The 25,944-nt window shown below is 48.3% G+C and carries 25 protein-coding genes and 1 pseudogene; 12 read left to right on the top strand and 14 right to left on the bottom strand.

The genetic code is table 11. The features are described 5' to 3' along the window. The 11 genes from ACTHSN_RS06130 to ACTHSN_RS06080 form a co-directional block, all read right to left on the bottom strand. Positions 1–2,198, bottom strand: a 2,198-nt coding sequence (locus ACTHSN_RS06130) for an ESPR-type extended signal peptide-containing protein (RefSeq protein ID WP_440365173.1), incomplete at its 3' end; no start/stop codon positions are given. Between the two features lie 765 nt (positions 2,199–2,963). Continuing rightward, on the bottom strand, positions 2,964–3,092 hold the full coding sequence (locus ACTHSN_RS06125; RefSeq protein WP_283127000.1) for a hypothetical protein: 129 nt from the start codon (positions 3,090–3,092) through the stop codon (positions 2,964–2,966). 201 nt (positions 3,093–3,293) lie between these two features. Next, complete coding sequence (gene purH / locus ACTHSN_RS06120) at positions 3,294–4,874, bottom strand: bifunctional phosphoribosylaminoimidazolecarboxamide formyltransferase/IMP cyclohydrolase (protein ID WP_440365172.1); 1,581 nt, start codon at positions 4,872–4,874, stop codon at positions 3,294–3,296. A 202-nt stretch (positions 4,875–5,076) separates the two neighbouring features. Next, complete coding sequence (locus tag ACTHSN_RS06115) at positions 5,077–5,247, bottom strand: hypothetical protein (RefSeq protein ID WP_440365177.1); 171 nt, start codon at positions 5,245–5,247, stop codon at positions 5,077–5,079. A 65-nt stretch (positions 5,248–5,312) separates the two neighbouring features. Beyond that, positions 5,313–6,188 (bottom strand): DMT family transporter, encoded by an 876-nt coding sequence (locus ACTHSN_RS06110; RefSeq protein ID WP_219089427.1) that lies wholly within the window; start codon positions 6,186–6,188, stop codon positions 5,313–5,315. A gap of 180 nt (positions 6,189–6,368) precedes the next feature. Then, positions 6,369–6,608, bottom strand: coding sequence for a Fis family transcriptional regulator (locus ACTHSN_RS06105; RefSeq protein WP_070459344.1), 240 nt, complete (start codon positions 6,606–6,608; stop codon positions 6,369–6,371). Between the two features lie 70 nt (positions 6,609–6,678). Then, complete coding sequence (dusB, locus tag ACTHSN_RS06100; protein WP_440365171.1) at positions 6,679–7,683, bottom strand: tRNA dihydrouridine synthase DusB; 1,005 nt, start codon at positions 7,681–7,683, stop codon at positions 6,679–6,681. Positions 7,684–7,814: 131 nt separating this feature from the next. Further along, positions 7,815–8,465, bottom strand: coding sequence for a site-2 protease family protein (locus ACTHSN_RS06095; RefSeq protein WP_440365170.1), 651 nt, complete (start codon positions 8,463–8,465; stop codon positions 7,815–7,817). Between the two features lie 71 nt (positions 8,466–8,536). Next, positions 8,537–9,781, bottom strand: a complete 1,245-nt coding sequence (locus tag ACTHSN_RS06090; RefSeq protein WP_070459349.1) for a hypothetical protein — start codon at positions 9,779–9,781, stop codon at positions 8,537–8,539. A 210-nt stretch (positions 9,782–9,991) separates the two neighbouring features. After that, entirely contained in the window at positions 9,992–11,410 is a 1,419-nt protein-coding gene (gene glnA, locus ACTHSN_RS06085) for a type I glutamate--ammonia ligase (protein WP_049328869.1), read from the bottom strand. 238 nt (positions 11,411–11,648) lie between these two features. Next, a complete protein-coding gene (locus ACTHSN_RS06080) occupies positions 11,649–12,038 on the bottom strand; it encodes a surface-adhesin E family protein (RefSeq protein ID WP_070459789.1) in 390 nt (129 codons plus the stop codon). Positions 12,039–12,211: 173 nt separating this feature from the next. Here ACTHSN_RS06080 and aroE point away from each other — a divergent pair, with 173 nt between their 5' ends. The 11 genes and pseudogenes from aroE to ACTHSN_RS06025 all read left to right on the top strand — a co-directional run bounded on the left by aroE (position 12,212) and on the right by ACTHSN_RS06025 (position 20,655). Next, a complete protein-coding gene (gene aroE, locus ACTHSN_RS06075) occupies positions 12,212–13,021 on the top strand; it encodes a shikimate dehydrogenase (protein ID WP_070459352.1) in 810 nt (269 codons plus the stop codon). Positions 13,022–13,023: 2 nt separating this feature from the next. Then, positions 13,024–13,725: a monofunctional biosynthetic peptidoglycan transglycosylase gene (mtgA, locus tag ACTHSN_RS06070; RefSeq protein ID WP_003684244.1), complete on the top strand. Its 702-nt coding sequence runs from the start codon at positions 13,024–13,026 to the stop codon at positions 13,723–13,725. 120 nt (positions 13,726–13,845) lie between these two features. Further along, positions 13,846–14,064 (top strand): hypothetical protein, encoded by a 219-nt coding sequence (locus ACTHSN_RS06065; RefSeq protein ID WP_070459355.1) that lies wholly within the window; start codon positions 13,846–13,848, stop codon positions 14,062–14,064. Continuing rightward, positions 14,061–14,975 (top strand): annotated as a pseudogene (locus tag ACTHSN_RS06060) (rolling circle replication-associated protein). The gene ACTHSN_RS06065 and the pseudogene ACTHSN_RS06060 overlap by 4 nt, the downstream one beginning before the upstream one ends. 20 nt (positions 14,976–14,995) lie before the next feature. Next, a complete protein-coding gene (locus ACTHSN_RS06055) occupies positions 14,996–15,265 on the top strand; it encodes a hypothetical protein (RefSeq protein WP_070459358.1) in 270 nt (89 codons plus the stop codon). An 87-nt stretch (positions 15,266–15,352) separates the two neighbouring features. After that, positions 15,353–15,574 carry a hypothetical protein gene (locus ACTHSN_RS06050; protein WP_070459361.1) on the top strand — a complete coding sequence of 74 codons (222 nt, stop codon included), beginning with the start codon at positions 15,353–15,355 and terminating at the stop codon, positions 15,572–15,574. Between the two features lie 8 nt (positions 15,575–15,582). Then, positions 15,583–15,885 (top strand): hypothetical protein, encoded by a 303-nt coding sequence (locus ACTHSN_RS06045; protein WP_070459364.1) that lies wholly within the window; start codon positions 15,583–15,585, stop codon positions 15,883–15,885. Beyond that, positions 15,875–17,671, top strand: a complete 1,797-nt coding sequence (locus tag ACTHSN_RS06040) for a virulence factor TspB C-terminal domain-related protein (protein WP_070459367.1) — start codon at positions 15,875–15,877, stop codon at positions 17,669–17,671. Before ACTHSN_RS06045 ends, ACTHSN_RS06040 begins: the two co-directional genes overlap by 11 nt. 1 nt (position 17,672) lies before the next feature. Next, on the top strand, positions 17,673–17,954 hold the full coding sequence (locus ACTHSN_RS06035; protein ID WP_070459371.1) for a DUF2523 family protein: 282 nt from the start codon (positions 17,673–17,675) through the stop codon (positions 17,952–17,954). Positions 17,955–17,963: 9 nt separating this feature from the next. Next, complete coding sequence (locus ACTHSN_RS06030; protein WP_070459374.1) at positions 17,964–19,136, top strand: zonular occludens toxin domain-containing protein; 1,173 nt, start codon at positions 17,964–17,966, stop codon at positions 19,134–19,136. Positions 19,137–19,707: 571 nt separating this feature from the next. Next, the gene (locus ACTHSN_RS06025) at positions 19,708–20,655 is read left to right on the top strand and encodes an IS110 family transposase (protein WP_070459379.1); all 948 of its coding nucleotides are present in this window, start codon (positions 19,708–19,710) and stop codon (positions 20,653–20,655) included. Between the two features lie 166 nt (positions 20,656–20,821). Here the strand turns inward: ACTHSN_RS06025 and pncB are convergent, their stop codons facing one another. Both pncB and ACTHSN_RS06015 read right to left on the bottom strand, forming a co-directional pair. After that, positions 20,822–22,042: a nicotinate phosphoribosyltransferase gene (gene pncB, locus ACTHSN_RS06020; RefSeq protein ID WP_070459382.1), complete on the bottom strand. Its 1,221-nt coding sequence runs from the start codon at positions 22,040–22,042 to the stop codon at positions 20,822–20,824. Between the two features lie 96 nt (positions 22,043–22,138). Beyond that, complete coding sequence (locus ACTHSN_RS06015) at positions 22,139–23,434, bottom strand: M23 family metallopeptidase (protein ID WP_070459385.1); 1,296 nt, start codon at positions 23,432–23,434, stop codon at positions 22,139–22,141. 363 nt (positions 23,435–23,797) lie between these two features. Between ACTHSN_RS06015 and ACTHSN_RS06010 the strand changes: the two genes are divergently transcribed. Continuing rightward, positions 23,798–24,778, top strand: a complete 981-nt coding sequence (locus ACTHSN_RS06010) for a hypothetical protein (protein WP_070459388.1) — start codon at positions 23,798–23,800, stop codon at positions 24,776–24,778. A gap of 6 nt (positions 24,779–24,784) precedes the next feature. On the opposite strand, the gene rfaQ is transcribed toward ACTHSN_RS06010, so the two are convergent. Continuing rightward, on the bottom strand, positions 24,785–25,867 hold the full coding sequence (gene rfaQ, locus ACTHSN_RS06005) for a putative lipopolysaccharide heptosyltransferase III (protein WP_070459391.1): 1,083 nt from the start codon (positions 25,865–25,867) through the stop codon (positions 24,785–24,787). Positions 25,868–25,944: the final 77 nt, after the last annotated feature.

The raw sequence follows: 25,944 nt of genomic DNA, 5'->3' as shown, positions 1-25,944 counted from the left end.
TTGTCGCCTTTTTCGCCTTTAGCGCCGGCTTCACCTTGGTCACCTTTGTCGCCTTTTTCGCCTTTAGCGCCGGCTTCACCTTGGTCACCTTTGTCGCCTTTTTCGCCTTTAGCGCCGGCTTCGCCTTGGTCACCTTTGTCGCCTTTTTCGCCTTTAGCACCGGCTTCACCTTGGTCACCTTTGTCGCCTTTAGCGCCTTTAGCGCCGGCTTCACCGTCTTTACCGTTCTTACCATCTTTTACGATAGTAGTAGTGATTGAACCATCATCTAAATTAGTAATAGTAATAGTGTGAGTACCGTTTTCGTTATTATCTTCAACTCCAACAGCTAAGCCGAGAGCGCTATCACCTTTTTCGCCGGTATCGCCTTTAGGGCCAGCAGGACCAGCATCACCTTTTTCGCCTTTAGGGCCAGCAGGACCAGCATCACCTTTTTCGCCTTTAGCACCACCACCTACTACGCTCAGGGTGTATTCGTTAGTGCCGTTTGAAGTCATTTTCAGACCTTCACCAGCGATCAGTTTCAGGGTGTTATTGGCATTTGATTTAGGATCGTATCTGTATGTACCTGCAGCTGGTGAGCTACCGCTACCATCGTGGCCTTGGAATACAAATGGATTCAGATTTTCGATGCGGCTTGCTACGGCGAACAATTGAGAGCCGTTGATTGCATCGGTAGAAGTTTGAGAAATACGGCCTGCGGCAACGTTTTGGATTTGACGTTCTTTACCTGCAGAACCTACAGACAATACTGCGCCGTCATTTAAACCGCTGGTTGCGCCTGCAAAACCACCGTAAGTGTAGCCGCGAACAGTACCGCTGCTAGTAGGTACGAAGTTGCTGGTTGTAGAACCGTTACCCAGGGCTACGCTGTTTTCGATAGTAGATTTAGCTTCAGTACCCAAAGCCAGAGTGTTTCTAGCTGTTGCTTGAGCATCGTTACCCAGAGCAGTTGCATATTCACCGCCATTGGCTTGAGCGCCACGGCCTAATGCAATCGCTTGAATAGAAGCAGCGTTACTTTGTACGCCCAAAGCTACCGAGTATTTGCCATTTGCTTTAGCAGCAGGACCGAAGGCAGAAGCAGAAATGCCGTCAGCTACGGAACCACGACCGATTGCTACGTCAGAACCTTTTTTAGCTTGAGCGTCGCCACCCAATGCTACTGCGCCGTTTGCCAAGGCTTGAGCGCGCTCACCGATAGCAGTTGCTACGATACCGTTTGCTTGAGCTGCTGTACCGATTGCGATTGCTGCACCGGCATTGTTTACTACGCCGTCACCATCAGAACCAGCAGAAGCACCATCGGTTTTAGCGTTATAACCTATTGCAATGTCAGAAGCTTGGCTAGCAACTGCGGCACTACCATGAGCAATAGAGTTACTACCCAAAGCTTGAGTTGTAAAACCTGTTGCAACAGAATAAGCACCACTTGCTTTCGCTGCAGTACCTGTTGCAATTGAGCGTCCACCAGTAGCAGAAGCACGCAAACCTACAGCAATGTCATTTACCTGACTTGCACTGGCTTTGTTACCAACAGCAACAGCGTTATCACCAGCTGCAGTAGAGTCATAACCAGCAGCAACTGCAGAAGAACCAGAAGCATTAGATGATTTACCTACGGCAACAGTAGCCTGACCAGATGCTTTTGATCCAGAACCAAAAGCAAGAGACTCACCACCACTAGCGCTTGCTTGCTTACCAATAGCTACGTCCATATCTTTGCCTGATGTTGCTTTTGTACCGATCGCAACAGAGTCAATAGACTGATTAGTTGCACCAAAACCAACTGCAACACCATTTTCTTGAATTGCTTTTGCATCTTTACCAATAGCTACTGATTTATCACCAGTACCAGTCGCACTAGAACCAATCGCAATTGCGTCATGAGAGACTACATTATTACCGTTGTTTCTGTAAGTATTTGCGCCAGTACCGATATTGATATTGCCAATACCTTGATTGGTACCAATGACATTCCCGGTATTATCTGATTTAATGGTAATCGTACTAGCAGATGTTTCCACACCTGCTTGAGCAGCACTAGAAGCCATCAAAGCACCTGCCGCTGCAACTGCAGCAGCTACGGCTTTACGCTTGTCAGAAGCGGATTTTTTGCCGTGTGCATGGCTGATCTCGGAAACCGCGGTCCATGTCTGGGTCGCGTGGTTCCAAATGACTTTAAAGACTTTATTCATATCGATTTTCCTGTAAGGGGTTTGATTTCTTTTGGGACGTGTTGCTCGGCTATAAACCACCTGTCCACACATTTGTCGCATTTCAGAGTTTCCCCTTTATGCGGTTTCATGCCGTAATCTCGTGTATGCAATTCCCGTGCCAAAAGTCTCTACTCGGCCGAATAGCAGCTAAAAGCCTGTTTTATGGGATTTTATGCTGATACATTTACAGAAGCTTGTGAAGTTTGGGAAACGATGTGCCGTTTTTTGTCAGCTTGTTTCTTAACAAGTCACTTTTTGTCAACTTCCTTCAATGCATTCGGAATCCTTGTCCAAATTTTATATGCGTTTGGTTTCGCAAATCAACTCTTCCGATAAAGTGTTATTTTTTCTCTCTCAACGGTAATCCCCGTTAGATTTACTTGTTGCTTTATTTAAACGCTTTTTCTAGCTATTTGATTTTACGTTTTTATTCTCAAACAATAATGATTATTAAATAATATATGATTTAGATAGTTTCTATTGTAATAGATTTGAATATTGGATTTATTTAGATAATTAATGAAATTTGTATTGAAAATTGGTTTGAAACGTGTAATAGCTTTGCATAGGCTGTTTTCAGACGGCCTTGACCTTTCCTAACATATAAATAGTGCGCAAATGACATGAATTTATACGCTATTAAGCCGATAGATAACATTAAAAAGGCAAGTGTAAAACTTACCTTTACGTTTGGGATTTGTTTGTTTTCTATTGTAGAAAACTGTGTTGTTTTTTCAGACGGCCTTACCAACGGAACGTTTGGGTCACGCCTGCGGAAGCGCCGTTGTTGCCGGCATAGCCGTAGCCACCGGTATGACTGGAGGCGCAGGCGGTGAGTGCGGCGAGGGTAAGGATGAGGAAGATGTGTTTCATGTTTCTTGCTCTGAGGGGATTGGCTTTAGACTTGGGCGGCGTTGTGTTGCCGTATGAATCGGGCTGGCTGGGGCTTGGTTGCTTTGTCCTGATTTACAGTTAGGCCGCTAAATTGTTTGATGATTGAAAAAGGCCGTCTGAAAACGGGTTTCATGATATTGAAACTTTGTTTTCAGACGGCCTTTATTTTATATCAGCTTATTAGTGGCGGAAATGACGGATGCCGGTGACGACCATGGCGATGCCGTGTTCGTCCGCCGCGTCAAAGACTTCTTGGTCGCGCATGGAGCCTGCCGGATGGATGATGGCTTTGATGCCCTGCTCGGCAATGACATCTACGCCGTCACGGAATGGGAAGAAGGCATCGGAAGCGGCACATGCGCCGTTGAGGTCGAGATTGGCATCTTGCGCTTTGCGGGCGGCGATGCGGGTGCTGTCCACGCGGCTCATTTGGCCTGCGCCGATGCCGTAGGTTTGACCGCCTTTGCCGAAGACGATGGCGTTGGATTTGACGTATTTTGCGACGTTCCATACAAACATCAGGTCGTTCCATTCTTGCTCGGTCGGTTGGCGTTTGGAGACGACTTTCAAATCGGCGCGGCTGAGGCGGTGGATGTCGGGGGTTTGTACCAACAGTCCGCCGCCGACGCGTTTGAGTTCAAAGTGGTTGGCACCTGCTTCAAGCGGCACTTCCAATACGCGCACGTTTTTCTTGGCGGCGGCGATTTCGAGGGCTTCGGCGGTGAACTTCGGCGCCATGAGGACTTCCATAAATTGGTTGTCGGTAATTTGTTTGACGGTTTCGCCGTCAACTTCGCGGTTGAAGGCAATGATGCCGCCGAATGCGCTGGTGGTGTCGGTGGCGTAAGCGAGTTTGTATGCATCCAAGGTATTGGAGGCGATGGCTACGCCGCACGGATTGGCGTGTTTCACGATCACGCAGGCCGGCGCGTCAAAGGATTTGACGGCTTCCCATGCGGCATCGGCATCGGCGATGTTGTTGTAGGACAATTCTTTGCCTTGCAGCTGTTTGTAGGCGGAAAGGCTGCCTGCGGCTGGGTAAATATCGCGGTAGAACGCAGCGCGTTGGTGCGGATTTTCGCCGTAGCGCATGTCTTGCACTTTAATCCAGCTTTGGTTGAACTGGCTTGGAAATTCACCGATTTGGGGCTGGCCGCTCAAGACGTCGTCTGAAAGCGAGGTCAGGTAGTTGGAAATCATGCCGTCGTATTGGGCGGTATGGCTGAATGCTTTGCGTGAGAGGTTGAAACGGGTTTTGTCGCTCAATGCGCCGTTGTTGGCTTCGAGTTCGGCAGCGATGGCCGGGAAATCGGCTGTGTCGGTAACGATGGCGACGTGTTTCCAGTTTTTCGCGGCAGAGCGCACCATGGTCGGGCCGCCGATGTCGATGTTTTCAATCGCGTCTTCCAATGTGCAGTTTGGTTTGGCGATGGTGGCAGCGAAGGGGTAGAGGTTGACGCACACGAGGTCGATGTTGCCGATGTCGTGTTCTTCCATCTTGGCGACGTGTTCGTCCAAATCGCGACGGCCGAGGATGCCGCCGTGGATTTTCGGATGCAGGGTTTTCACGCGGCCGTCGAGCATTTCGGGAAAACCGGTATAGTCGGCAACTTCGATAACGGGAACGCCTGCATCAGCCAAAAGTTTTGCTGTACCGCCGGTAGAGAGGATTTCGACACCGAGCTTGGTCAGGGTTTGGGCAAATTCGACTGCGCCTGTCTTGTCGGATAGGCTGATCAGGGCGCGTTTGATGGAAGACATTTGGATTTCCTTTGTTGAAGGTTTAATCAGTATGGGATGAAATTTCAGGGCGGTATTATCCCCCAGTTTCGCATTTTTGGCAGTAGGTTTTTACAAATATTGTTAACAATTTTATTGTAAAAGGCCGTCTGAAACTTGGTTTCAGACGGCCTTTTGCTTTTGCCTATTTAAATCCCATTTTTTTCGCCGCCATGCCTGTGCATCATGGCATGAGTAAGGCAACGGGGGCGTAGGTTAGCTGGCATTTGTGCGCGGCAAACGGTCGATTGTAATACTTGGCAATGACGGCCTGTACAGTGGCTTTGTCGTTATCGGGGGCAGCCGATGCCAAGATAGGGCAGGCAAGTACAAGTAGGGAAATAATGCGTTTCATGGAAATTTTCCCAAAATGTTTTATTAAAAATGATACTGCTGACTTGAGGCCGTCTGAAACCGTTTTCAGACGGCCTTTTTATGTTTGTTGCTCACACGTGTCAGCATACCGGCGACAAAAGTGGACGCAATAACGACGGTAATGCCCATCGCAGACAGGGTACTTAAATGTTCGCCCAAAATTAACACCGCCATGATAACGCCGATGACAGGCTCAAGCGAAATCAGCAGGCCGGAGACGTTGGCAGGGACTGTGTTCATGCCTTTGTTCCACAACAGATAGGCGAGCCAGCTACAGCCAATCCCCATATACAAAACCGACAGCGTACCGCCCCATGACCAATTGATTTGATAGCTGTCTGCCAACACCAGCGAAAACGGCAGGCACAACACCGCCGCCACCGCCATGGAAGCCGCGGTAAATGCAGGCGCACCAATACGGACAATCATCTGCTGGCTCGGACGTATCACGCCTGCAAAACCGAATCCTGCAAGTAAAATCAGCAAACAGCCGAACCAGTCAATCGTACCGCCTTCTTCTGCACCGCCCATGACCATCATGCCCACGCCGGCAAACGCCACTGCGCAGCAAATCCAGTGGTAAAGTTTGGCTTTGTCGTTGAAGAAGAAATGACCGACAAAGACCACCAGCAAAGGCTCCAACCCCACCATGGTAACTGCGCTGGCGGCGGATGTATATTTCAAACCGATAAACTGGAGCATCAAAACGACAACGTAGTTGACAAAGGAAATCCACAACAACGGCTTCCACTCGCTCCGCGGAATCCTGCCTAAATGACGACGGCACGACGGCAGCACCATCAATGCGGCAATCAACAACCGCGCCTCAACCATCAGCGCCGGGTCGAGCATCTCGTAGGAATATTTGGCAGCGATAAACGAGCTGCCCCAGATTAACAGTGCGAGTATTTGGTAAAGCATGGTTCAACTCATGGTAAAAAAATTAATCGTTTCTTCTCTGGTCTTCAGACGGCCTGAAGCCTTTTCAAGCTGTTTTTATTTTGATTGTGTCAGCGAATCCAAAAATATCTAAGCAATGGATAAATGACATGGCCGGTTCTTTCATTATAGGCAGGCAGAAATATCCGCCCTATCTCCCTATTACAACAAACCATGCTGCTGCAGCTTTTTACGCAGGGTATTGCGGTTCAACCCCAAAATGGCCGCCGCTTTAGATTGGTTGCCGCCGCATTGTTCCATCACGCAAATCAGCATCGGCTTTTCAACTTGGTGCAACACCATATCGTACACGCCGCAAGGTTCTGTACCATCCAAGTCTTTGAAGTATTGTCGTAAGTTTTGTTCAATACATTGCGCAATGTCAGTCGTCGTTTGATTCATCGTGATGTCTTTCTTTGAGTTTGTTTTTAAATAGATTTATTTTTTAGATGATAAGGCCGTCTGAAACCCTTTAGTCTTCCCGATAGTGGCATACCCAGCGGTCGGTTTTTTCTGAAAGTATCTCAAGATAGGCAGCAAGGGTATCGTATTGTGCTGCGGCGCTGTCCAAGCGGTTGATTTCTCGGCGTGTTTGTTCGCCGTCGGGCATTTCGTCGATATACCAGCCTATGTGTTTGCGGGCGATGCGTACGCCGGCCACTTCGCCATAAAATTCATGCATGGCGCAGATGTGATTCAAAATGGTGGTATTGCATTCTGCCAAGCTCAAGGCTGGCGGCAAAACGCCGTGTTCGGCGTAATGTTTTAAATCACGGAAAAGCCACGGCCTGCCTTGTGCGCCGCGCCCTATCATGATGCCGTCGGCGACGGTTTGTTTGAGGACGGCGGCGGCTTTTTGCGGCGAAGTAATATCGCCGTTGACCCAAATGGGGATGTTCAGACGGCCTTTGGTTTCGGCAATCAGTTCGTAACGTGCTTCGCCTTTGTACATCTGCGTACGGGTGCGGCCATGAATGGCAAGGGCTGTGATGCCTGTTTCTTCGGCGATTTTGGCAATGGTCGGCAAATTTTGATGTTCATTGTGCCAGCCCAAACGGGTTTTGAGGGTAACGGGTACGTCCACCGCGTTGACAACGGCTGCCAAGATTTCGGCAACCAAAGGCTCGTTTTGCATCAATGCGCTGCCTGCCTGCACATTGCAGACTTTTTTGGCCGGACAGCCCATATTGATGTCAATCACCTGCGCGCCTAAGCCGACGTTATACCGCGCGGCTTCCGCCATCTGCTGCGGATCGCTGCCGGCAATCTGCACGGCCACCACTCCGCCCTCGCCTTCAAAATCGCTGCGACGCAAGGTTTTTTTGGTATGGCGCAAGCTCGGATCGCTGGTCAGCATTTCGCATACCGCCCATCCTGCGCCAAACTCGCGGCAAATTCGGCGGAACGGTTTGTCCGTAATACCTGCCATAGGGGCAAGTGCGATGGGGTTGTCAATGAAATAGCCGCCGATGTGCATGATGTGTGCGCCGAATTGAAAGGGCTGAAATTGTACAATTTTTAAGCAACTTTTCCAATCGTATTTACATGTTGCACAATGAAAAAGGCCGTCTGAAACTGAGTTTCAGACGGCCTTTTCAGCCAAAACATTTAAATAAACAGCATGACAACCATCTGCACTGCTGTCTGAATCATGGCAATAATCGGCCAAATCAGTTTGGCCAGCAGGCCGGTAAACAACAGGATCAGGATAATCCATGTACCGTATGGCTCGATTTTACGGAACTGCATGGACTGCTTGGCGTTAAGGAAGGTATCGAGAAAAATACCGCCGTCCCAAGGCAAAATCGGAATCAGGCTAAATGCGACCCAAATCGAGTTTACCATCACGCCGTAACCGGCCATCTGCGCCAAGGGCGCTTGATAAGACTCAGGCACATACGCAGCAAGTACGACGACAAAGCCCCAAAAGAACGCCAAAATCAAATTGGCAATCGGGCCTGAAATCGACACCCAACGCCACGCACGGCGTGGATCACGGAAATTGCGCGAATCAATGGGCATAGGACGCGCCCAGCCGAACAGGAAACTGCCTATCATCAGACACACCAACGGCACGACAATCGTACCGACAGGGTCGATGTGCGGCAGCGGATTAAGCGTCAAACGCCCAAGCTGCTCGCCGGTATGGTCGCCCCAATAACGCGCCGTATAACCGCGTGCCACTTCGCGCACGGTAATGGCCAACAACACAGGCAATACTGCCAGCAGAAATACGCCTAAATCAAAATTTGCAAACATGTTTTTCCTTATCAAACACGCCGTCTGAAAACAGAAATATCCTTAAATATCCTTTCAGACGGCCTGAGGCTTTAATCTTCCTGTTTTTTGTCCGAACCGAAAAACTCTTTCAGCTCTCGCCAAGTAATGCCTTTACCTTGCGGATTCAATTTGAAGACTGGTTTGCCGTAATTGCTGTACACGTTGTCGCCGATAATATTGATGGCCTTATGTGTGCCGTTGATTTGCATATACATGCGGGAAGCCAAAATACGGCCTTTGCGGTCAAGATAATAGTCGACAACAGGATTGTTACCGGATATACGCTGGAAGCTAAGTGGCTGGTTATCACTTATGCTGACAAACATACTGAAAAATTCCCGCGCATTTTTATAATCTTCTTCTGTTGACCCTGGTTGGGGCGTTTTCTGTAATTTCGACAATTCTTCATCAAAAGCCTTAGCCACTGCCTTCATTACGACTGAATCATACTCTGGTTTCATGACATGACGTACACGATAGCGTGCATGGTTTGCCTTACCAAAGGCATCCATTTCTTTAAATACATATGCATCGGCAGGCATAGCCTTATTAGCACTCAAAAAAGCACGCACCCCTGCCTCTGCAATATGATCAAAAGGCACGCCTTTCGAATCACCGATTTCTTTCAAACTCAATTTTAAAGGTTCTTTGATTAAACGTTTGCCGATTTTCTCATCGGTGTACGCATTAACAATGGCAGACACGCTGGCAGGCGGATCAACATAGACTTCCCATTTTGCCGCATCCAGTTTCATAGGAAGTTTGATACTAAGTTTTTCATTGTGGTTGTTGATGGCCAATTCAGGAATCATCTCAAACTGACGCGTTGATAGGTCAACAGCTACCTCATAATTCAGATGAACCCCTTCCATGTAACTGGATATGGCAGGATATTTATCCAGATAATCAACGGCAACTTGTGCGATATTGCCGTCCGGCAAGGCATCAAGCATTGCATTGCGGAACTCAGCCTCTTCTCGTTCAGAAAACTCCTGCTTCAAAGCAGCGTCGTCTTCTTGAGCAACCTCCATAGAGGCTGCCGCCTCCCCCTCTTTGGCTTTGGCATCCTCTGCTTTCGCTTCGGTTTTCTTTTCCACCTTTTCATCTGCCAATACAGCTTCAGCCAATGGGCTGATATATACTTGAGAGCTGCCTGTGATGTTAAAGCTGTGGTCTTCTTTTAAAATACGGTCATTGGAAATCGACATGACCTCGTGCGCGGTTTTGTGATCCAAATTACTGCACGCGCTCAAACCAAATGCCGCAGCAATGGCCAAACCAATTATCTTCTTCATTCTGTCCAACCTTTTTGACGAAATGATTTTATTAGCACAATTTAACACAAGGAACCGATTCCATAAAGGCTTTCAAACAGCATGATTCATTGCTTCTCACTATCATACCTAATTCGATCGCCCTATCTATTTCAAGCCTAAAGGCCGTCTGAAACTTCAAATCCAGTTTCAGACGGCCTTTGATTTCCTATTTAAAATGCCTCAGCTGTTTTACAGGCTGTAATACATTTCAAATTCCAGCGGATGCGGCGCCATGCGGATGCGGCGGACATCTTCCTCTTTAAAGGCGATGTAGCTGTCGATCCAGTCTTTGCTGAACACGCCGCCGCGCAGGAGGAATTCATGGTCGGCTTTGAGGGCGGCCAGTGCTTCTTCCAAAGAAGCGCAAACGGTAGGCACCAATGCATCTTCTTCCGGAGGCAGGTCGTACAGGTTTTTATCGGCTGGGTCGCCCGGATGGATTTTGTTTTGAATACCGTCCAAACCGGCCATCAACAAAGCGGCAAATGCCAAGTATGGGTTGGCGGTCGGATCAGGGAAACGCGCTTCGATACGGCGTGCTTTGCTGCTGTTCACAGACGGAATGCGGATGGAAGCAGAACGGTTTTTAGCAGAATATGCCAATTTGGTCGGTGCTTCAAAATGCGGCACGAGGCGTTTGTAGGAGTTGGTGGACGGATTGGTAATCGCGTTCAGGGCTTTGGCGTGTTTGATAATACCGCCGATGTAATAAAGGGCGGTATCGGACAAACCGGCATAGCCGTCGCCTGAGAACAGGTTTTGACCGTCTTTCCAAATGGATTGGTGAACGTGCATACCGCTGCCGTTGTCGCCCATGATGGGTTTGGGCATAAATGTGGCGGTTTTGCCGAAGTTGTGGGCAACGTTTTGAATCACATATTTCATGTCTTGGGTTTGGTCGGCGCGTTTAACCAAAGTGGCGAAACGGGTACCGATTTCCATTTGGCTGCCGGTGCCGACTTCGGCGTGATGCACTTCCACTTCGATGCCGAGTTCTTCTAAAACATTGACCATGGCAGAACGCAGGTCTTGGCCGCAGTCAATCGGTGCAACAGGTGCGTAACCGCCTTTGACGGTCGGACGGTGGCCGGTGTTTTGACCGTCCATGTGCAGGCCGCTTGACCATGCGCCGCTTTCGGAAGTGATTTCGTAACGGGTTTTGTGCATATCGGTTTCAAATTCTACGCCGTCAAAAACGAAGAATTCAGGCTCAGGGCCGAAATAGGCAGTGTCGCCGATACCGGAAGATTTCAAATAGGCTTCGGCGCGGCGTGCGATAGAGCGAGGGTCGCGGTCGTAGCCTTGACCGTCGGCCGGGTCGATAACGTCGCAGGTAAAGACAACGGTGGTATCGTCGTAGAAAGGATCGACGAAGGCCGTAGACGCATCGGGACGCAACTGCATATCGGAAGCCTGAATACCTTTCCAACCGCCAATGGACGAACCGTCAAACGCTTGACCGTTTTCAAACCATTCTTCGGGATCGTCGAGGACGATGCGTGCGGGGATGGTAAAGTGGTGCTGCTTGCCTTTGGTATCGGTAAAGCGCAAATCTACGAAGCGGGCTTCGCTTTCTTCAATCAGTTTTACAGCGTCTTTGATGGACATCTTCAGCTCCTGAGGGAATGGGTTTAAGTTGTTATTCTACCACGGTAAGGCCGTCTGAAATACATCAGGGCACCCGTTTTTACGCAATGAAATATAGTTTCAGACGGCAAGATTGTCAACAATATGCTTCGGTTTGTCTGTTCAAAAGCGGAATGCCCGCCCTTTTGTCCGAATGCCGACAAAACAGATGCCGTCTGAAAGCAGTTCAGACGGCATCTGTTGTTTGGTTTAAAAACGATCAGCGAGGATAGCGGTTGCAGACAAATTTGTACACACTCTCTCCACCCGTACCGGGAATAACATAACTCCATTCGGCATAGGATGGTGTATAAGAACCGATAGGGTTTCCCGATTCGGAATACCACGTTACTGTCAAAGCCCTAAAACGTTTACCACTGCAATCCATTTCTTCCAACGCTTTAGCTGTATTATAAAATTTTCCATTGCTAATCATCTTTTTCGGCTCGGCGTACCTTGTTTCAAACCATGCACTATTGTCCGTACGGCTGTCTGCATCACCAAATATGGTAGTATTGTTACTGTTAATACCTAGCAACACCCAATCTTCCGCCACCGCCGGTGTTGCCAACCCTAATGCAAATACTGCCAAGCACAACATCTTTTTCATGTCTGCCCCTTTCGTTCTTATCAACAAAATAAAGTTAAATTGTAAAAAAATGACTTTTTTTTTTTCAAGAAACAAATATTCCATCATGCTACCTGACAACCGTTTCAGACGGCATCGTTTCCATCTGTACGCCGCCGTTATAAAATAGCCGTCCCGTCTTTTGGAACACGACCATGACTACCCTCCCCCGTTACGCCGTTTTCGGCAATCCCGTTGCACACAGTAAATCGCCGCAAATCCATCAGCAGTTTGCGCTACAGGAAGGTGCGGCCATCGAATATGGACGCATTTGTGTCGAAATCGGCGGTTTTGCCGAGGCTGTTGCGGCGTTTCTCGCCGAGGGCGGGCAAGGTGCGAATGTAACCGTTCCGTTCAAGCAGGAAGCTTTTGCGCTGGCGGACGAACATTCCGACCGCGCCTTGGCTGCCGGCGCGGTCAATACGCTGGTGTGGTTGGAAGACGGCAGAATACGCGGCGACAATACCGACGGTATCGGTTTGGCCAACGACATCACGCAGGTTAAAAACATTGCCATTGAAGGCAAAACCATTTTGCTTTTGGGTGCAGGCGGCGCGGTGCGCGGCGTGATTCCGGTTTTGAAAGAACACCGCCCTGCCCGTATCGTCATTGCCAACCGTACCCATGCCAAAGCCGAGGAATTGGCGCGGCTTTTCGGCATTGAAGCCGTCCCGATGGCGGATTTGAACGGCGGTTTTGATATCATCATCAACGGCACGTCCGGCGGCTTGAGCGGTCAGCTTCCTGCCGTCAGCCCTGAAATTTTCCGCAACTGCCGCCTTGCCTACGATATGGTTTACGGCGACGCGGCGCAGACATTTTTGAACTTTGCCCAAAGCAACGACGCGGCCGAAGTTTCAGACGGCCTGGGCATGCTGGTCGGTCAGGCTGCCGCCTCCTACCATATTTGGCGCGGATTTACACCCGATATCCGCCCTGTTATCGAATACATGAAAGCCCTGTAACCATGTTCCGCATCATTAAATGGCTGATTGCCCTGCCCATCGGCATCTTCATTTTCTTCAACGCTTATGTGTACGGCAACATCATTACCTACCGCGCCGTCGCACCTAGCAAAACCGCCTTCATGTCCATGCGCATGAGCCAGTTTGCAAAAGAAGGCCGCGATGTCGAGCTGGACTACCGCTGGGTGCCTTACGACCAAATCTCCGTCAACCTCAAAAAAGCCCTGATTGCTTCCGAAGATGCCAACTTTGCCGAACACAGCGGCTTTGACTGGAACGGCATCAAATACGCTATGAAACGCAATAAGCAAAGCGGCGAAGTCAAAGCCGGCGGTTCGACCATCAGCCAGCAACTGGCGAAAAACCTGTTTCTCAACGAAAGCCGCAGCTACATCCGCAAAGGTGAAGAAGCGGCGATTACCGCGATGATGGAAGCCGTTACCGACAAAGACCGCATTTTTGAGCTGTATCTGAACTCAATCGAATGGCACTACGGCGTATTCGGCGCGGAAGCGGCGTCCCAGTATTTCTACAAGAAACCTGCCTCCGCCCTCACACGCCAACAAGCCGCCAAGCTCACAGCACGCGTTCCGGCTCCTCTGTTTTACGCAGACCACCCTAAGAGCAAACGGATGCACAACAAAACCAATATCATCCTGCGCCGCATGGGTTCGGCAGAATTGCCCGAAAGTGATATGGATTAATTAAAAAGGCCGTCTGAATATTTCAGACGGCCTTATATATTGCACTCCGTTAAGGGAGTGTAAATTACAAAACAAACCCCTTGACAAGTTCCGATTAACCGAATTTTCAAGGGGTCTGAAATGTCAACATTTGCCTACTACACAATTACACCGCAACCTGAAAAAAATCCCGTTGCCTACATCTTCCGCCTGTTTTCCGAGACCTGCGGAACCATCGATTGCTTGGAAACCAGAGCTTTTCCTATCCGCAATCCCAACAATCCCCAAATCACTTATGGCGAAGCCGATTTATACGGTCAATTAAGCGTATCCGCACTGATGGCGGAGGTGCAATCATGAATCGTTCAGCTTCAGCAAGCGCGGAACGCGCTCTTCCTTGTCTAAATAGTAACAACTGCATTGAGGCAGAAAACCTTAATAAAAACAATGCAAAGCAAATTCCGATTGGTTACGAAAAATACCTGCCGAACACAGCAAAACCCGAATTCAACGAATTTTCCACCTCACACAAGAAATCCGCCGCCGCCCTTGAGATGAATGTACGCCAGTTCATCGAAGTTTTCGGAATTGAAAAGGTTGGATTCCTTACCCTTACATTTGCCGACGACGTATAAGACGTCAAAGAGGCAAGCCGCCGCTTTCACAGCCTGCGCACAAACTTTCTTAAAAAACATTTCGAACATTATGTCTGCGTATACGAGCGCATGAAAAGCGGTCGTATTCATTTCCATCTGATTGTGAACACACGCGAAGACATTCGCCGCGGCCTGAATTTTAAGCAAATTCAAGCCCGAAACTACACATCAGCAAACAAAGCACTCCGTCAGCTTTGGCAAATTCTTCGTGAAAACATGGATAAATACGGTTTCGGCCGTTCCGAACTTTTGCCGGTAAAGACCAACAGCAAAGGCTTGGCAAGATATGTGGCCAAATACATTTCAAAACACATTAACAGCAGACTTCCTGAAGACAAAGGCTATCGCCTGATTCGTACAACCATCGACAAAAAAAGTCTGTGGAAGATTGCAAACAGCAATTTTTCGTTTGTAAGTGCTGGTTCGCGCCTATGGCGCGAGAAGCTCCAGAAATGGATTATCTGCATTGAGCCATATTTAAAACAGTATGCAAAACATGAATTTAACAGAGAACTCAAAGCCATTACAGAAGAAAACTACAACCGTATTTTATCCAGCTTAATTAGCCCGAAATGGGCGTTTTATAACCGAGAAACCATCATCAATATGCCCTAAGTTGGCAGAAAGGAAACATCATGTCTCAAGAAACCGAACGCAAACAAGGTATTTTCGTCATTGCCGCATTTGACCGGATGTTCGCACGAGAACGCAAAAACCAAGACGGCACATTCAGCAAGACCCACTATGTCGGTTTGATTATCCGTTCAGATACAGAAACCCGCCTTTGCGAAGTTCGCACAAAACATCCAGAAAAGTACGAGCATTACAAACCGCAGCAAATCGTCTCAATGCAAGTGTTTCCTCGTGCATTTAAAGACAACATCTACTATTCGGACGAAGCATAAACCAGTTTCAGGGGTTCGGCGGTGTTCCCTGAATTGACCCCGAAACACCGCCACAACCATTTTTTTAACTCCATAAAGGAAAATATCATGAGTATTAAAACCAAATTTCAAAAAGCAGCCGCTTTTGTAACCGTTGCAGCATTGCCAGTATTAGCATTCGCAGAAGATAACGGCATGGTCGAAGCCGCTAAAACAGAATTGGGCTCATTGAAATCGGGCATTATTGCCGTCGGCGCGGTTGCCGTTGCTTTGGCCGTTGCCGCCGTTTCCATTAGTGTTATCAAATCCGCAGTGAAACGCTCTGCATAAGGTGCAACATGGGTTATCAGGTCGGCAGAATCTGTCATGAAACGGCAGAGCAGGCAACAAACGAAGTGATGACTCAAGTCGTACCGACCATAGACAAAGACGGGGTGTTGCATCACCCCGTTTTTAACGGACAGACTTGGACTTATAACGAACAGACCGTAAAACTTCAATTTCCGCAGTGCGACAGCATGAAATATTACCGTCTCGGCGAACAAATCGGCACACAGATGATGTATGCCATGATTGCCGTCTTTGCCGTTGTCGTTATTGTGAAACTGGTTTTATGGCAGAGAGAAAGAAATGAAGAATGACACCCGAATCAGCATTTTTATTGGGTATGGTAAAGCCCCTAACATTAGCCGTCTTTTTGTATGTCTTGGCTCGCTCTTGGTCGTAGAGCAGGCATGGGCAGAAGTAGGATTACCGCCGCCGGGACAACATCAAAACGCAGGCTTTCCGAGTGACCAAGCCTTGCAACGTCGTGGCTACGATCCAAAAACAGGCGTTTGGAAGGTTGACGTACAAAACAACGGCAAACCGACCGTAAACAAAGACGGTGGAACATACAACGGAAGTCAAAACAAGACTGTAACCGTTACGGGAAAGTACGGCGAAACTGGCAAAATGTATACAACTGTTAATCAAAGAGTTGGTACAAGCGCAATTCAGAAAACTGCTACGGGTGTATGGTTTGGCTCATCAATTGCAAATGCTTTAAGTAAAAATGGATCATATGTAGCAACTCAGTTAAGAGCTGGAAATTATAAGTCAGCATTTGAAGGTTCGGTACTTGCTTTAGGAGATTTCGGAAATAATCTATTTGGTGGATTGCCTGAATCAATTGTGAATTTAGGGCGATCTTTAGGGTTAGTAAATAATCCATCACAGCAACAATATAGAGATGCAGCAGAAAGATTTTATGCAGCACAACGCCAAGCAGAAGCCGAAGGAAACTACCAAAAAGCAGTAGCACAAGCAGCAGCTGGAAAAGCAGCAGAAGCAGCACAAAAAGCGCAACAACAAGACCAACAAAAGAAAGAAGAACAGAAGAAAGACGAAGAAGCAAAAAAGAATCGAATGATTAAATATCAATTGATAGTAAATATAAATGGCAGTTATCAAAATTATGTTTTCTATTCTAAATTTGGAATTAATTTAAATGGTTCAAAAAGTAATTCTTTGGACGTCTTTTCTGATAATCTAGGCCGTTTTTCTTCTCATGTTGATATTGACATTCCTAATTCATCACCATCAAGGATTACTGTTAGCACTCCATCAGATAAACGTGTCTATGTTTATTACAATACATATAAAGAAGGTACAGTTCCAGAATCAGAAAAAGAGAAGATTGCACAAAATCAAAGCCAAGTAAAACCTGAAGATTTCATGCTGACACAAAAAGAAATGTTAGACATTCTCAAGCGTATGCTTGAAAACAATCAGACAAACCATGCCGAGTTGATGAACCAACTGGCAAAAATGGGCGTTATGAATCAATCTGCCGAGCCAAGCACATTTAGCCCTGATACCGCACTTAGTGCGCCATATACCCCTGAAGGTAGTAGCACCCCTCAACAAACAAGATTCAAAATGAATCAAGATGGCACTGTAGGCGTTGATTATGTTCCGCGTCCAGATTTAAAGCCAAACAGTCCAGAAGCACCGAATAAGCCCGAAAAGACAACACCGAGCAGACAGGAGAGTCCAGACACGCCAAACGCACCAAATAGCCCGAATTCGCCAAATACACCGAATCAGCCGAACAATCCGACAGGGCAGCAAAATCAAAACGAAGAGAATCAGAAACAAGATTTTTGTAAGCAGAACCCGAATACTGCTCAATGTATTTTGGGAGGAAAGTCGGAAGATATTAAACTACCTGAACAGACCATAGACCTGAATTTCAAGCCTTTGGACGTGTTCCAGTCTGACGGGAAGTGTCCCGCTCCCCGCTCCGTAGATTTCGGTGCATTGGGACAGGTAGAGTTCAGCTATGACCCGTTGTGCGACTTGGCGCGCAAGCTGCGCCCCATCTTCATCGCAATATGCGTGCTGACATGTGCCTATTTTGTCTATGAATCCGTAAAGGAATTGTGAAATGAACTGGGCATCATTGATAACAGGCGTCCTCATGTCCGTAGCAGGGCGCATACTGACCGCCGTAGGTTTGAGTTTTATTTCAGTAACAGGACTGAATGCTTTGCAGGATTATTTCATTAACGAAATAAGCCGTAGTATCGGCGGTTTCCCCGACGAAGCCTTGCAAATACTGTATATAGCGGGATTCGGTGTCATTCTGAATTGGATATTTGGTGCGTTCAGCTTCGTAATATCCCTAAAAGGCTTTAAAAAACTGTCTACCATCATTCAGTCGAAATAGGAAGAAAACATGTTATATCTGTTAACAGGCGTACCGGGTTCGGGCAAAACCCTGAAAGTCGTTTCCATGCTTGCCAAGCAAAAAGACTTTATGAATCGTCCGCTTTATGTAGACGGCATTCTTGACCTGAAAATACCACATGAAGAAATACCAGAAGGAGAAAGCATTCAGACATGGCCGAAGTGGGCACCGCCGGGCGCGATTATCGTTGTTGACGAATGCCAACGCATATTCCGCCCACGTCCTAGCGGTTCGAAAGTACCTGACTACGTCGCCGAACTTGAAACACATAGACACCGTGGTCTTGATTTCCTCTTGATAACTCAACATCCCCGTCTGATAGACGTCCATTTGCGCGGACTGATAGAACACCACACCCATTTCGGCAAGACTAATTTAGGACTGCGCCGTAAGCTCGAATGGACGACAGGCGGCGCAAAAGACCCTGAAAGCAGGGCAAACATCAGGGAAGCCCTAATCAGCGTGTATAGGCTTGATAAAAGCGTGTATGGGCTGTACAAGTCCGCTGAAGAACACACCAAAATCAGAACCAAGCGCAGCAAGGTTCTTTATCTGATACCCATCGCAATAGCCTTGCTTGGTGGAGGTTTGTATTATTTCTCATCCTTTTGGAAAAATATGGAAAAACCAATAATAGAGGGACAAACGGCACAGGCACACATTGCCGCGTCAGCGGCAAGCCCCGAAGCGCAGGCGGCAGCCGCTCCCGCGGCGGACGACGGCGCAGCGGGGCAGTACGCAGCAGCAAAGGTGCAAACGCCGTCCGAACCGCCCAAGCCTCATTTGACAGAAGAAGACTATCAGCCCCGTATCGCAGAACGCCCCGAAACCGCCCCTATATACGACGGCATGAACAAAGCCGTAAAAGTCATGCCTTGGCCGTCCGCGTGCGTAAAAAGCGATAATGGCTGTAATTGCTATACAGACCAAGGGTCTAAAATTTCAGAAATTAGCAAAAAAACCTGTTTAAGCTATATTAAAGATGGCTTGCCCTTCAACCCTTATAAAACTAAACAAAACGAAGCATTAACGGCTGATTCAAATTCATCAGTATCAGAAAAACCGCAAGTCTTGACAATGGGTGGAAAGAGTCCGCAGAATTTAATGTATGACGGATACGAAGATAAAGCCCTAAGTAATGAGGGCGGAAAAATAAATTAGGGAAACGATGAACGCATTAGAATTTGTTATTTCGTGTTTGGTTGTTTATGCAATAATTCACATCCATAGAAAGCATGGCACGGCTTATTTCAAAATGTTGATTAAGGAATTTGGCATTTTTATTTTCGGTCTTGCTATTATTTTTCTTGTATTATGCGCAGCAGGGGTCTTAATGTTCGCAGTCCAATCGCACACCTAACCACAAGTCAGGGGGAGGACGTCCAGAAAGATTTGTAAAGACAGCTTTATCGTCTTTATAAATCTTTTTGGATACCCCTTGACGCTAGCCAACCCTAAAACGCTAGGGCAAAGGGGTGGGGTGGTTTTTTTACCCCACCCCCTGCCACGTGGCGAACGTCGCCGAAGGCAAAAACATTTAAAGCCCCAAGCCCTGAACGTGAAACCAGCATTTTCAGGGCTTGGCGTTTGACGAAACACCAAGCAAAGCCCGTGACTTCGTAAGTACGGCACAGCCACAAGGCTGTAACAAAGATTGAAGCACGGGTCTTCTAATAACCTGAATTTGAACACTATCTAGGGCAAAAAGCCCGTATTCATAAGGCAAAACCCCATGTACTTAGGCATAGACGTATCGAAATTAACAATAGATTGCTGTCTGATTTCAGACGGCCTTTTTTTTGAGCGTAAGTTCAAAAACAGCCAGGCCGGATTTCAAGACCTGAAAGACTGGCTAAAAGAAAACGGCGCAACAGAAAGGCTTCATTGCTGCTGCGAAGCAACAGGGAAATACTACGAAGCAGCAGCTGAATATTTGAGCAAATACTACCGAATGAGTGTAGAGAACCCACGTAAAATAAAAGGTTTCGGGACAGCCGTTTTACAAAGAACCAAAACAGACCGTCAAGACGCAAAAACTATAGCCCAATACTGCAAAGCACTAGAACCCCGACCGTGGCAGAAACCCACCGAAGCACAAACCAAACTGCGAGAACTGACACGATACCAACACCGTCTGAAACGCCAAAAAGCAGCCGAACAAACCAAACTCCAAACCGCCCCCGCCTACCTGCTCCCACTGATACAGTCCACCATTACCCATCTTCAACAGCAAATCAAAGCCGTTCAAAACCAACTGAACCAGTTTCACAAAGACAATCCCGACTACAAAATCCAAAAAGAGCGCCTGAAAACCATCACAGGCATAGGCGAAGCAGCGGCCAATAGCCTTTTATCAGTTCTGACCCAAACGGACCGGTTCAAGACCGCAGCGCAATTTGTAGCCTACCTAGGCTTAGACCCCAAGGAAAACCAGTCAGGAACAAGCCTAAAAGGCAGACCGCGTATTTCTAAGCTGGGCAATACCCATTTGCGAACAACCTTGTTTATTCCGGCTATGCACGCATACCGAAGCAGCACCTTTGCCAAGTATGTAAGCCGACTACAAAAGAACGGCAAAAGGCCGAAAGTGATAATTGTCGCACTCATGCGGAAACTGGCGGTAATAGCGTTCACACTTTTGAAGAACGGCCAAGATTTTCAAGTGGAAAGATATAAATGAAAAATTAAACCTGGTTTTCGCCGGCGATTTTTAATTTACTAAATAAAAAAATAAAACGCAAAACCATTTAATATCAAACAAAACACCCTGAACAAATCAGGGTGCGTATTATTGCAACTTTAAGAAATGTAAAGTTTATTGACTGTGAAATACACTATCTTTGTTTTTAGGCTTTCTCTTCCGGCTCAGGTACGTCAAACACTTGGCGCAGGTAAGCGAGGAAGGTGTTGTTGGTGGTCATGGTTTTGCCCGGGGAGTCGGAGAGCTTGGCGACGGATTGGCCGTTACACTCGACGAGCTTCAAGACAATGTTCAAAGGCGTGTGTCCCAAATCGTTGGTCAGGTTGGTACCGATACCGAAACTGGTTTTGAAACGGTCTTTGAAGTATTGGTGCAACGCCCATGAACGCTCAATATCGAGGCCGTCTGAAAAGGTCAGCATTTTGGTGCGGCTGTCGATTTTGAGTTTTTTGTAATGCTCGTAGGCTTTGTCGCCCCAAACATAAGGATCGCCGCTGTCGTGGCGCAGGCCGTCGAAGAGTTTGGCAAAGTACAGGTCGAAGTCGCGCAAGAAGGCATCCATGCCGACTACGTCGGTCAGGGCGATACCGAGGTCGCCGCGGTATTCGTGCACCCAACTTTCCAGCGCGGCTTTTTGGAAATTGCGCAAACGTACGTCCAAGGCTTGGAAGGCTTGGAGGAACTCGTGCGCCATGGTGCCGATGGGTGTGATGCCGATTTTTTTGGCCAGATAAACGTTGCTGGTACCGCGCACGATATCGGGAGCAGCTTCCAGCAAGGTGCGGATAACGTGTTCCTGCCATGCGAGGGTGTAGCGGCGGCGCGTGCCGAAATCGGAAATAAGGAACGGCGGATCATTTGGATTTTGTGTAGCTGCAATTTCTTTCAGCTGTTGCGCTTTGGCCTGCAAACGGCGCTCGCCTTCTTCGATGACGGCAGGCGTTTCCAAGCTGCGGAAATAGAGTTCGTTGACGATGGCAAGAATGAAAATCTCGAAGAACATCGCCTGTATCATCGGGCCTTCGATGCGGATGTTCAGACGGCCTTGGTCATCAGGGCTGACTTGGACGAAGCGGCGTTGGAGTTGGAAAAGTTCGAGATAATCGACAAAATCGCTTTTGATAAAACGCAGGCTGCGCAGATAGGCAAGTTCGTCATGGGTAAAGCGCAGCTGGCACAGGGAGTCGAGTTCGCGTTCCAAGTCTTCTTGAATATCGGCCAGCGGATACACCATCTCTTTGTTTCGACAGCGGAATTCGTAGAGGCTGTGGGTTTGCGGGAATTGGTGCAACACGACTTGCAGCATGGTGAATTTGTACAGGTCGGTATCAAGCAGGGATTGGATAATGGGCTGATAAGCAGACATAAGTTTTCTCTGAGTAAACGTAGGCTTGATGAGGATATCGATTTTAATAGGAAAGGCCGTCTGAAAGAAATCTTATTCAGACGGCCTTTACCTTATTTAATCCAGCTGCGCTACGGAAACCGGCAAAGAGCGGATGGTAGACAACATCGTGCTGGCATCTTTTTGCTGTTTGCGGAACGCGGCCATATTGGTCGGGGTCAATTTCGGCGTCGGCAAGGCGACGGTAGTCGGGTTGACCGGCTGGCCGTTGACACGTGCTTCGTAGTGCAGGTGCGGACCGGTCGAACGGCCGCTTGTACCCACAAAACCAATCACTTCGCCGGCGCGGACTCTGCCGTCGGCAGGGCTGAATGCGCTCATGTGGCCGTACAGGGTCTCCACACCGTTGGCATGGCGAATCATCACGGTATTGCCGTAACCGCCTTTCCAACCTTTGAAAATCACTTCGCCGTCGGCAGCGGCCTTAATCGGCGTACCGGTCGGCGCGGCATAGTCGATACCGGTGTGCATACGGACGGTATGCAGAACCGGGTGGACACGGTAGCCGAACGGAGAAGAAATGCGCGTGTATGCAACAGGCTCGGTATTAAAGCCTTCTTTTTGTTGCAGGGACTTACCGTTTTGGTCGTAGTAGCTACCGCTTTCTTCGTCGCCTTTGCCTTGGCTGTAATAATAGGCTTGATAAGTTTTGCCGTCTTTAACCACTTCAGCTGCCAAAATATCGCCGACCGCCATTTGCTGGCCGCGGAAATACATGCTGTTGTACAAAAGACGCACGGTATCGCCTTCGCCCAAGTCACTCATATTGAACGAATCGGCAAAGATTTCTTTGAGCTGGATATACACTTCGGAAGGAATTTCGGCACGGAGCATATCGCCGATGGCGGATGTGCGGATTTGCACGGAGCGCAGGGTCGGCATGGTTTTCATGTCAATTTCGGCATTGGAAATGCGCCATTTGCCTTTGACTTTTTCCAAAGCCACCAAGTTGCGTTCCAATTCTTCATCGGTAAAGAATTGAACGTCGGTCACTTGGCCTGAAGAGTCGATGCGGATGTTGACGGATTGGTTGGTCCGCAGGTTTTTCATGTCGAGGTTGGCATTGTTTTTCGCCATGATTTGCTTGATGTCTTCTTGGTTGACACCCATGCGCGTCAAAACGTCTGCCAAAGAGTCGCCGGCTTGGACGGCTTCTTGCGCCCAATAGCTGGATTGATAGGTATTGGTTTCCACATAAACGGCAGGCAGCTCTTCGGAAATACGCTCGACTTTGAAATCGGTCTGTGCAGGTTGAGGGTAGGTAATGGCGTATGCGGTCATGATGCCTGAAGCCGGCAGCAGAAACGCTAAGAGGGTTGCTTTAAATCGAGTGGAATATTTGTTTTTAATCACGCGTTATCCTTAATGGGGCGGTCTGTTTTTTGAGGTTTGCAGAATGCCGGCACATCCGGTCTGCCGCGACCGCCTGCTGGTTTAAACAGTTTTGGGGATAAAGGACTTTGAGTCTTTTTTCCGATCTGAAAATCAGGTTTTCATTCGGAATAAATGAGGTCGTGTTTGAGATTGACGTTATTATCAGGGCTATTGTGTTGATTTACACCCTGTTTTTCTGAAATTTACGCCACGCATTCTAGCATGACAGCCCGTTTTTTCCAAACCGACCGTCTGAACGGCTCTTTTTCAGGGCGTGAGGGCAAGGTTCCGAAACGCATCATTTGTCGCGTAAAATAACGGTTTTCCTATCTATTTGCGCTTATGAAGCTGACCCTCGCCCTCCCCTCGCTCAACCGCTTTGCCGACGAATCCGTGCCTGCGCTTGCCTTACCTGCTTTTAACCATCTTTTGCGTTACGGCATATTACGCAAAGAAACACTCAAGCCGTCTGAATTTTACGGACGCCATTTGTGGAGCGGCAGCCTTATTGCCCAAGTGCAACGTTTACGCCACACAAACCAAAAACGCGCGGCCGCTTTTGCCTCTCCGGTTTGGCAACAAATGGGCATGCACCATGTCAACATTATCAGCGGCGAGTTTATCGGCATCCCAAAAGAGGAGGCTCAGCGGTTATGTGCGGATTTGTCGGCGTTTTATCAAGATAAAGATTGGCAATTCGAGCCGCTTTGCGAAAGTATGTGGCTGCTCAGTATGTCGAAGATTGAAGATTGGGGCGCGGAATGTGTTTTGGATGTGTGCGGGCAGCCGGAAATGGACGGTCAGGCACATGGCGAAGATGCGGTGTCTTGGTTGGCCATGCAGACGGAAATCCAAATGTTTCTCCACACGCATCCGATTAACCAAGCGCGTGAACAACAAGGCTTTCCGGAAATCAACGGTTTATGGCTGTGGAATGACGCGGACGGTACACAGTCTGCGGATATTGTCGCTTCAGACAGCGCATGGGCGCGTTTTTCAGATACGCCCAAAATCAATGCACCATACGATTTGAAGGCTTGGTTTGAGATGGTTCAAGAAACAGGCAGCACAGTTTCAGACGGCCTTATCTTTTTGGACGACTTGGTTTCCACCTTGCAGACAGGCGATGTTTGGGCATACAAAGATATTTTGGAAAGCTGGGAAACCCGTTGGTTTGCGCCTTTATGGGACGCACTCGCTTCAGGCCGTCTGAAAACCGTGTGCATTGCCACAGACGGCGAAAACGGCGGCACGCTGGAAATCGGCCGCCGTTCCAAATGGGCATTTTGGCGCAAAGCTAAACCGTTTAACGGATCGTGGTAAGCGGTTTTAAGCCTCCAACGCCTCCAATTTGGCAGAAATTTTATCCCACACATCCTGCAACGGAATCGCTCTCAACAGACGTGTCGGATCGTTAGTGTCGATACTGTCAGGATGCGGTAATTCGGCATAATCGCCGGCATAAATGACTTCGGCCTGCTCGGAATACGGACGCCATTTATCCACCCATGACGCGCCAAACAAAGCAATTTGCGGTTTATCCAAAGCAGCAGCGATGTGCATCGGTGCAGAATCGACACCGACAAACAGTTTGGCTCCCTCAATGGCCGCCGCCAATTCACGCAGGCTCAAGCATCCGGACAACACATATACTTTTCTGCCTTCCGGAATATTCAGACGGCCTATAATTTCCTGAAGCATGTATTGTTCGACAGTGTCGGGAGAAGCAGTCAACACGACATTCTGCCCGCTGTTGAGCAGAAGCTGTACGATGGCGGCATTCTTGCCGTCTTCCCAACATTTGAAATGCCAACGCGCACCCGGGTGCAACAACACATAATCTTCGCCGCTCCAACCCTGCTCACGCAATTTCTGCCGCATGCTTTCCCTTGCATCTTGCGCCACCCAAAGGCGTACTTTCGCATCGGCCACGTCTTCCGGCTGGATAAGCGGCGCAAGGATATTCAATTGGTTCTCAACGATATGATGGCTGGTATCAAGCTCATGGTTGATAAAATCATGACAGAAACGCCACCAGAATCCGTCACGCTTGATGCAGTCCAAACCCACGCTGCAACGGGCGCACAGTTTGGCGATTACCGCCGCGCGCCATTGATCGGACAGGTTGAAAGCCCAGTCATAATCACGTGCCTTCAGCTTTGAAAAAAGGTTTTTCTCACATGCCAACTGCTTGAATACGCCCAGCTTCTTCCAATTTCGATCAATGGTAAAAATCTGCGTAATCTGCGGATTATCGGCAATCAGCTGCTCCGTACCGGCGTATACCAGCATATCGATTTCGCAATCGGGGAAACGGGTTTTCAGCGCATCGACCACCGGCGTGCTCAAAAGCACATCGCCATGATGGCGCAATTTGATGATCAGAATACGTTTGGGTTGGGCTAAAGACATACAAAACTTTCAGACGGCCTGTTGATTGGCTGCTATTGTAAAGCGGAAAACAGGTTTCATAAAATACAAAACAGGCC

It is taken from the genome of Neisseria sp. P0009.S010, from assembly GCF_051958545.1.
Lineage (GTDB): Bacteria > Pseudomonadota > Gammaproteobacteria > Burkholderiales > Neisseriaceae > Neisseria > Neisseria subflava_A.
Note: the sequence above shows the minus strand (reverse complement) of the source record. Positions and strands in the feature narration are given on the sequence as shown.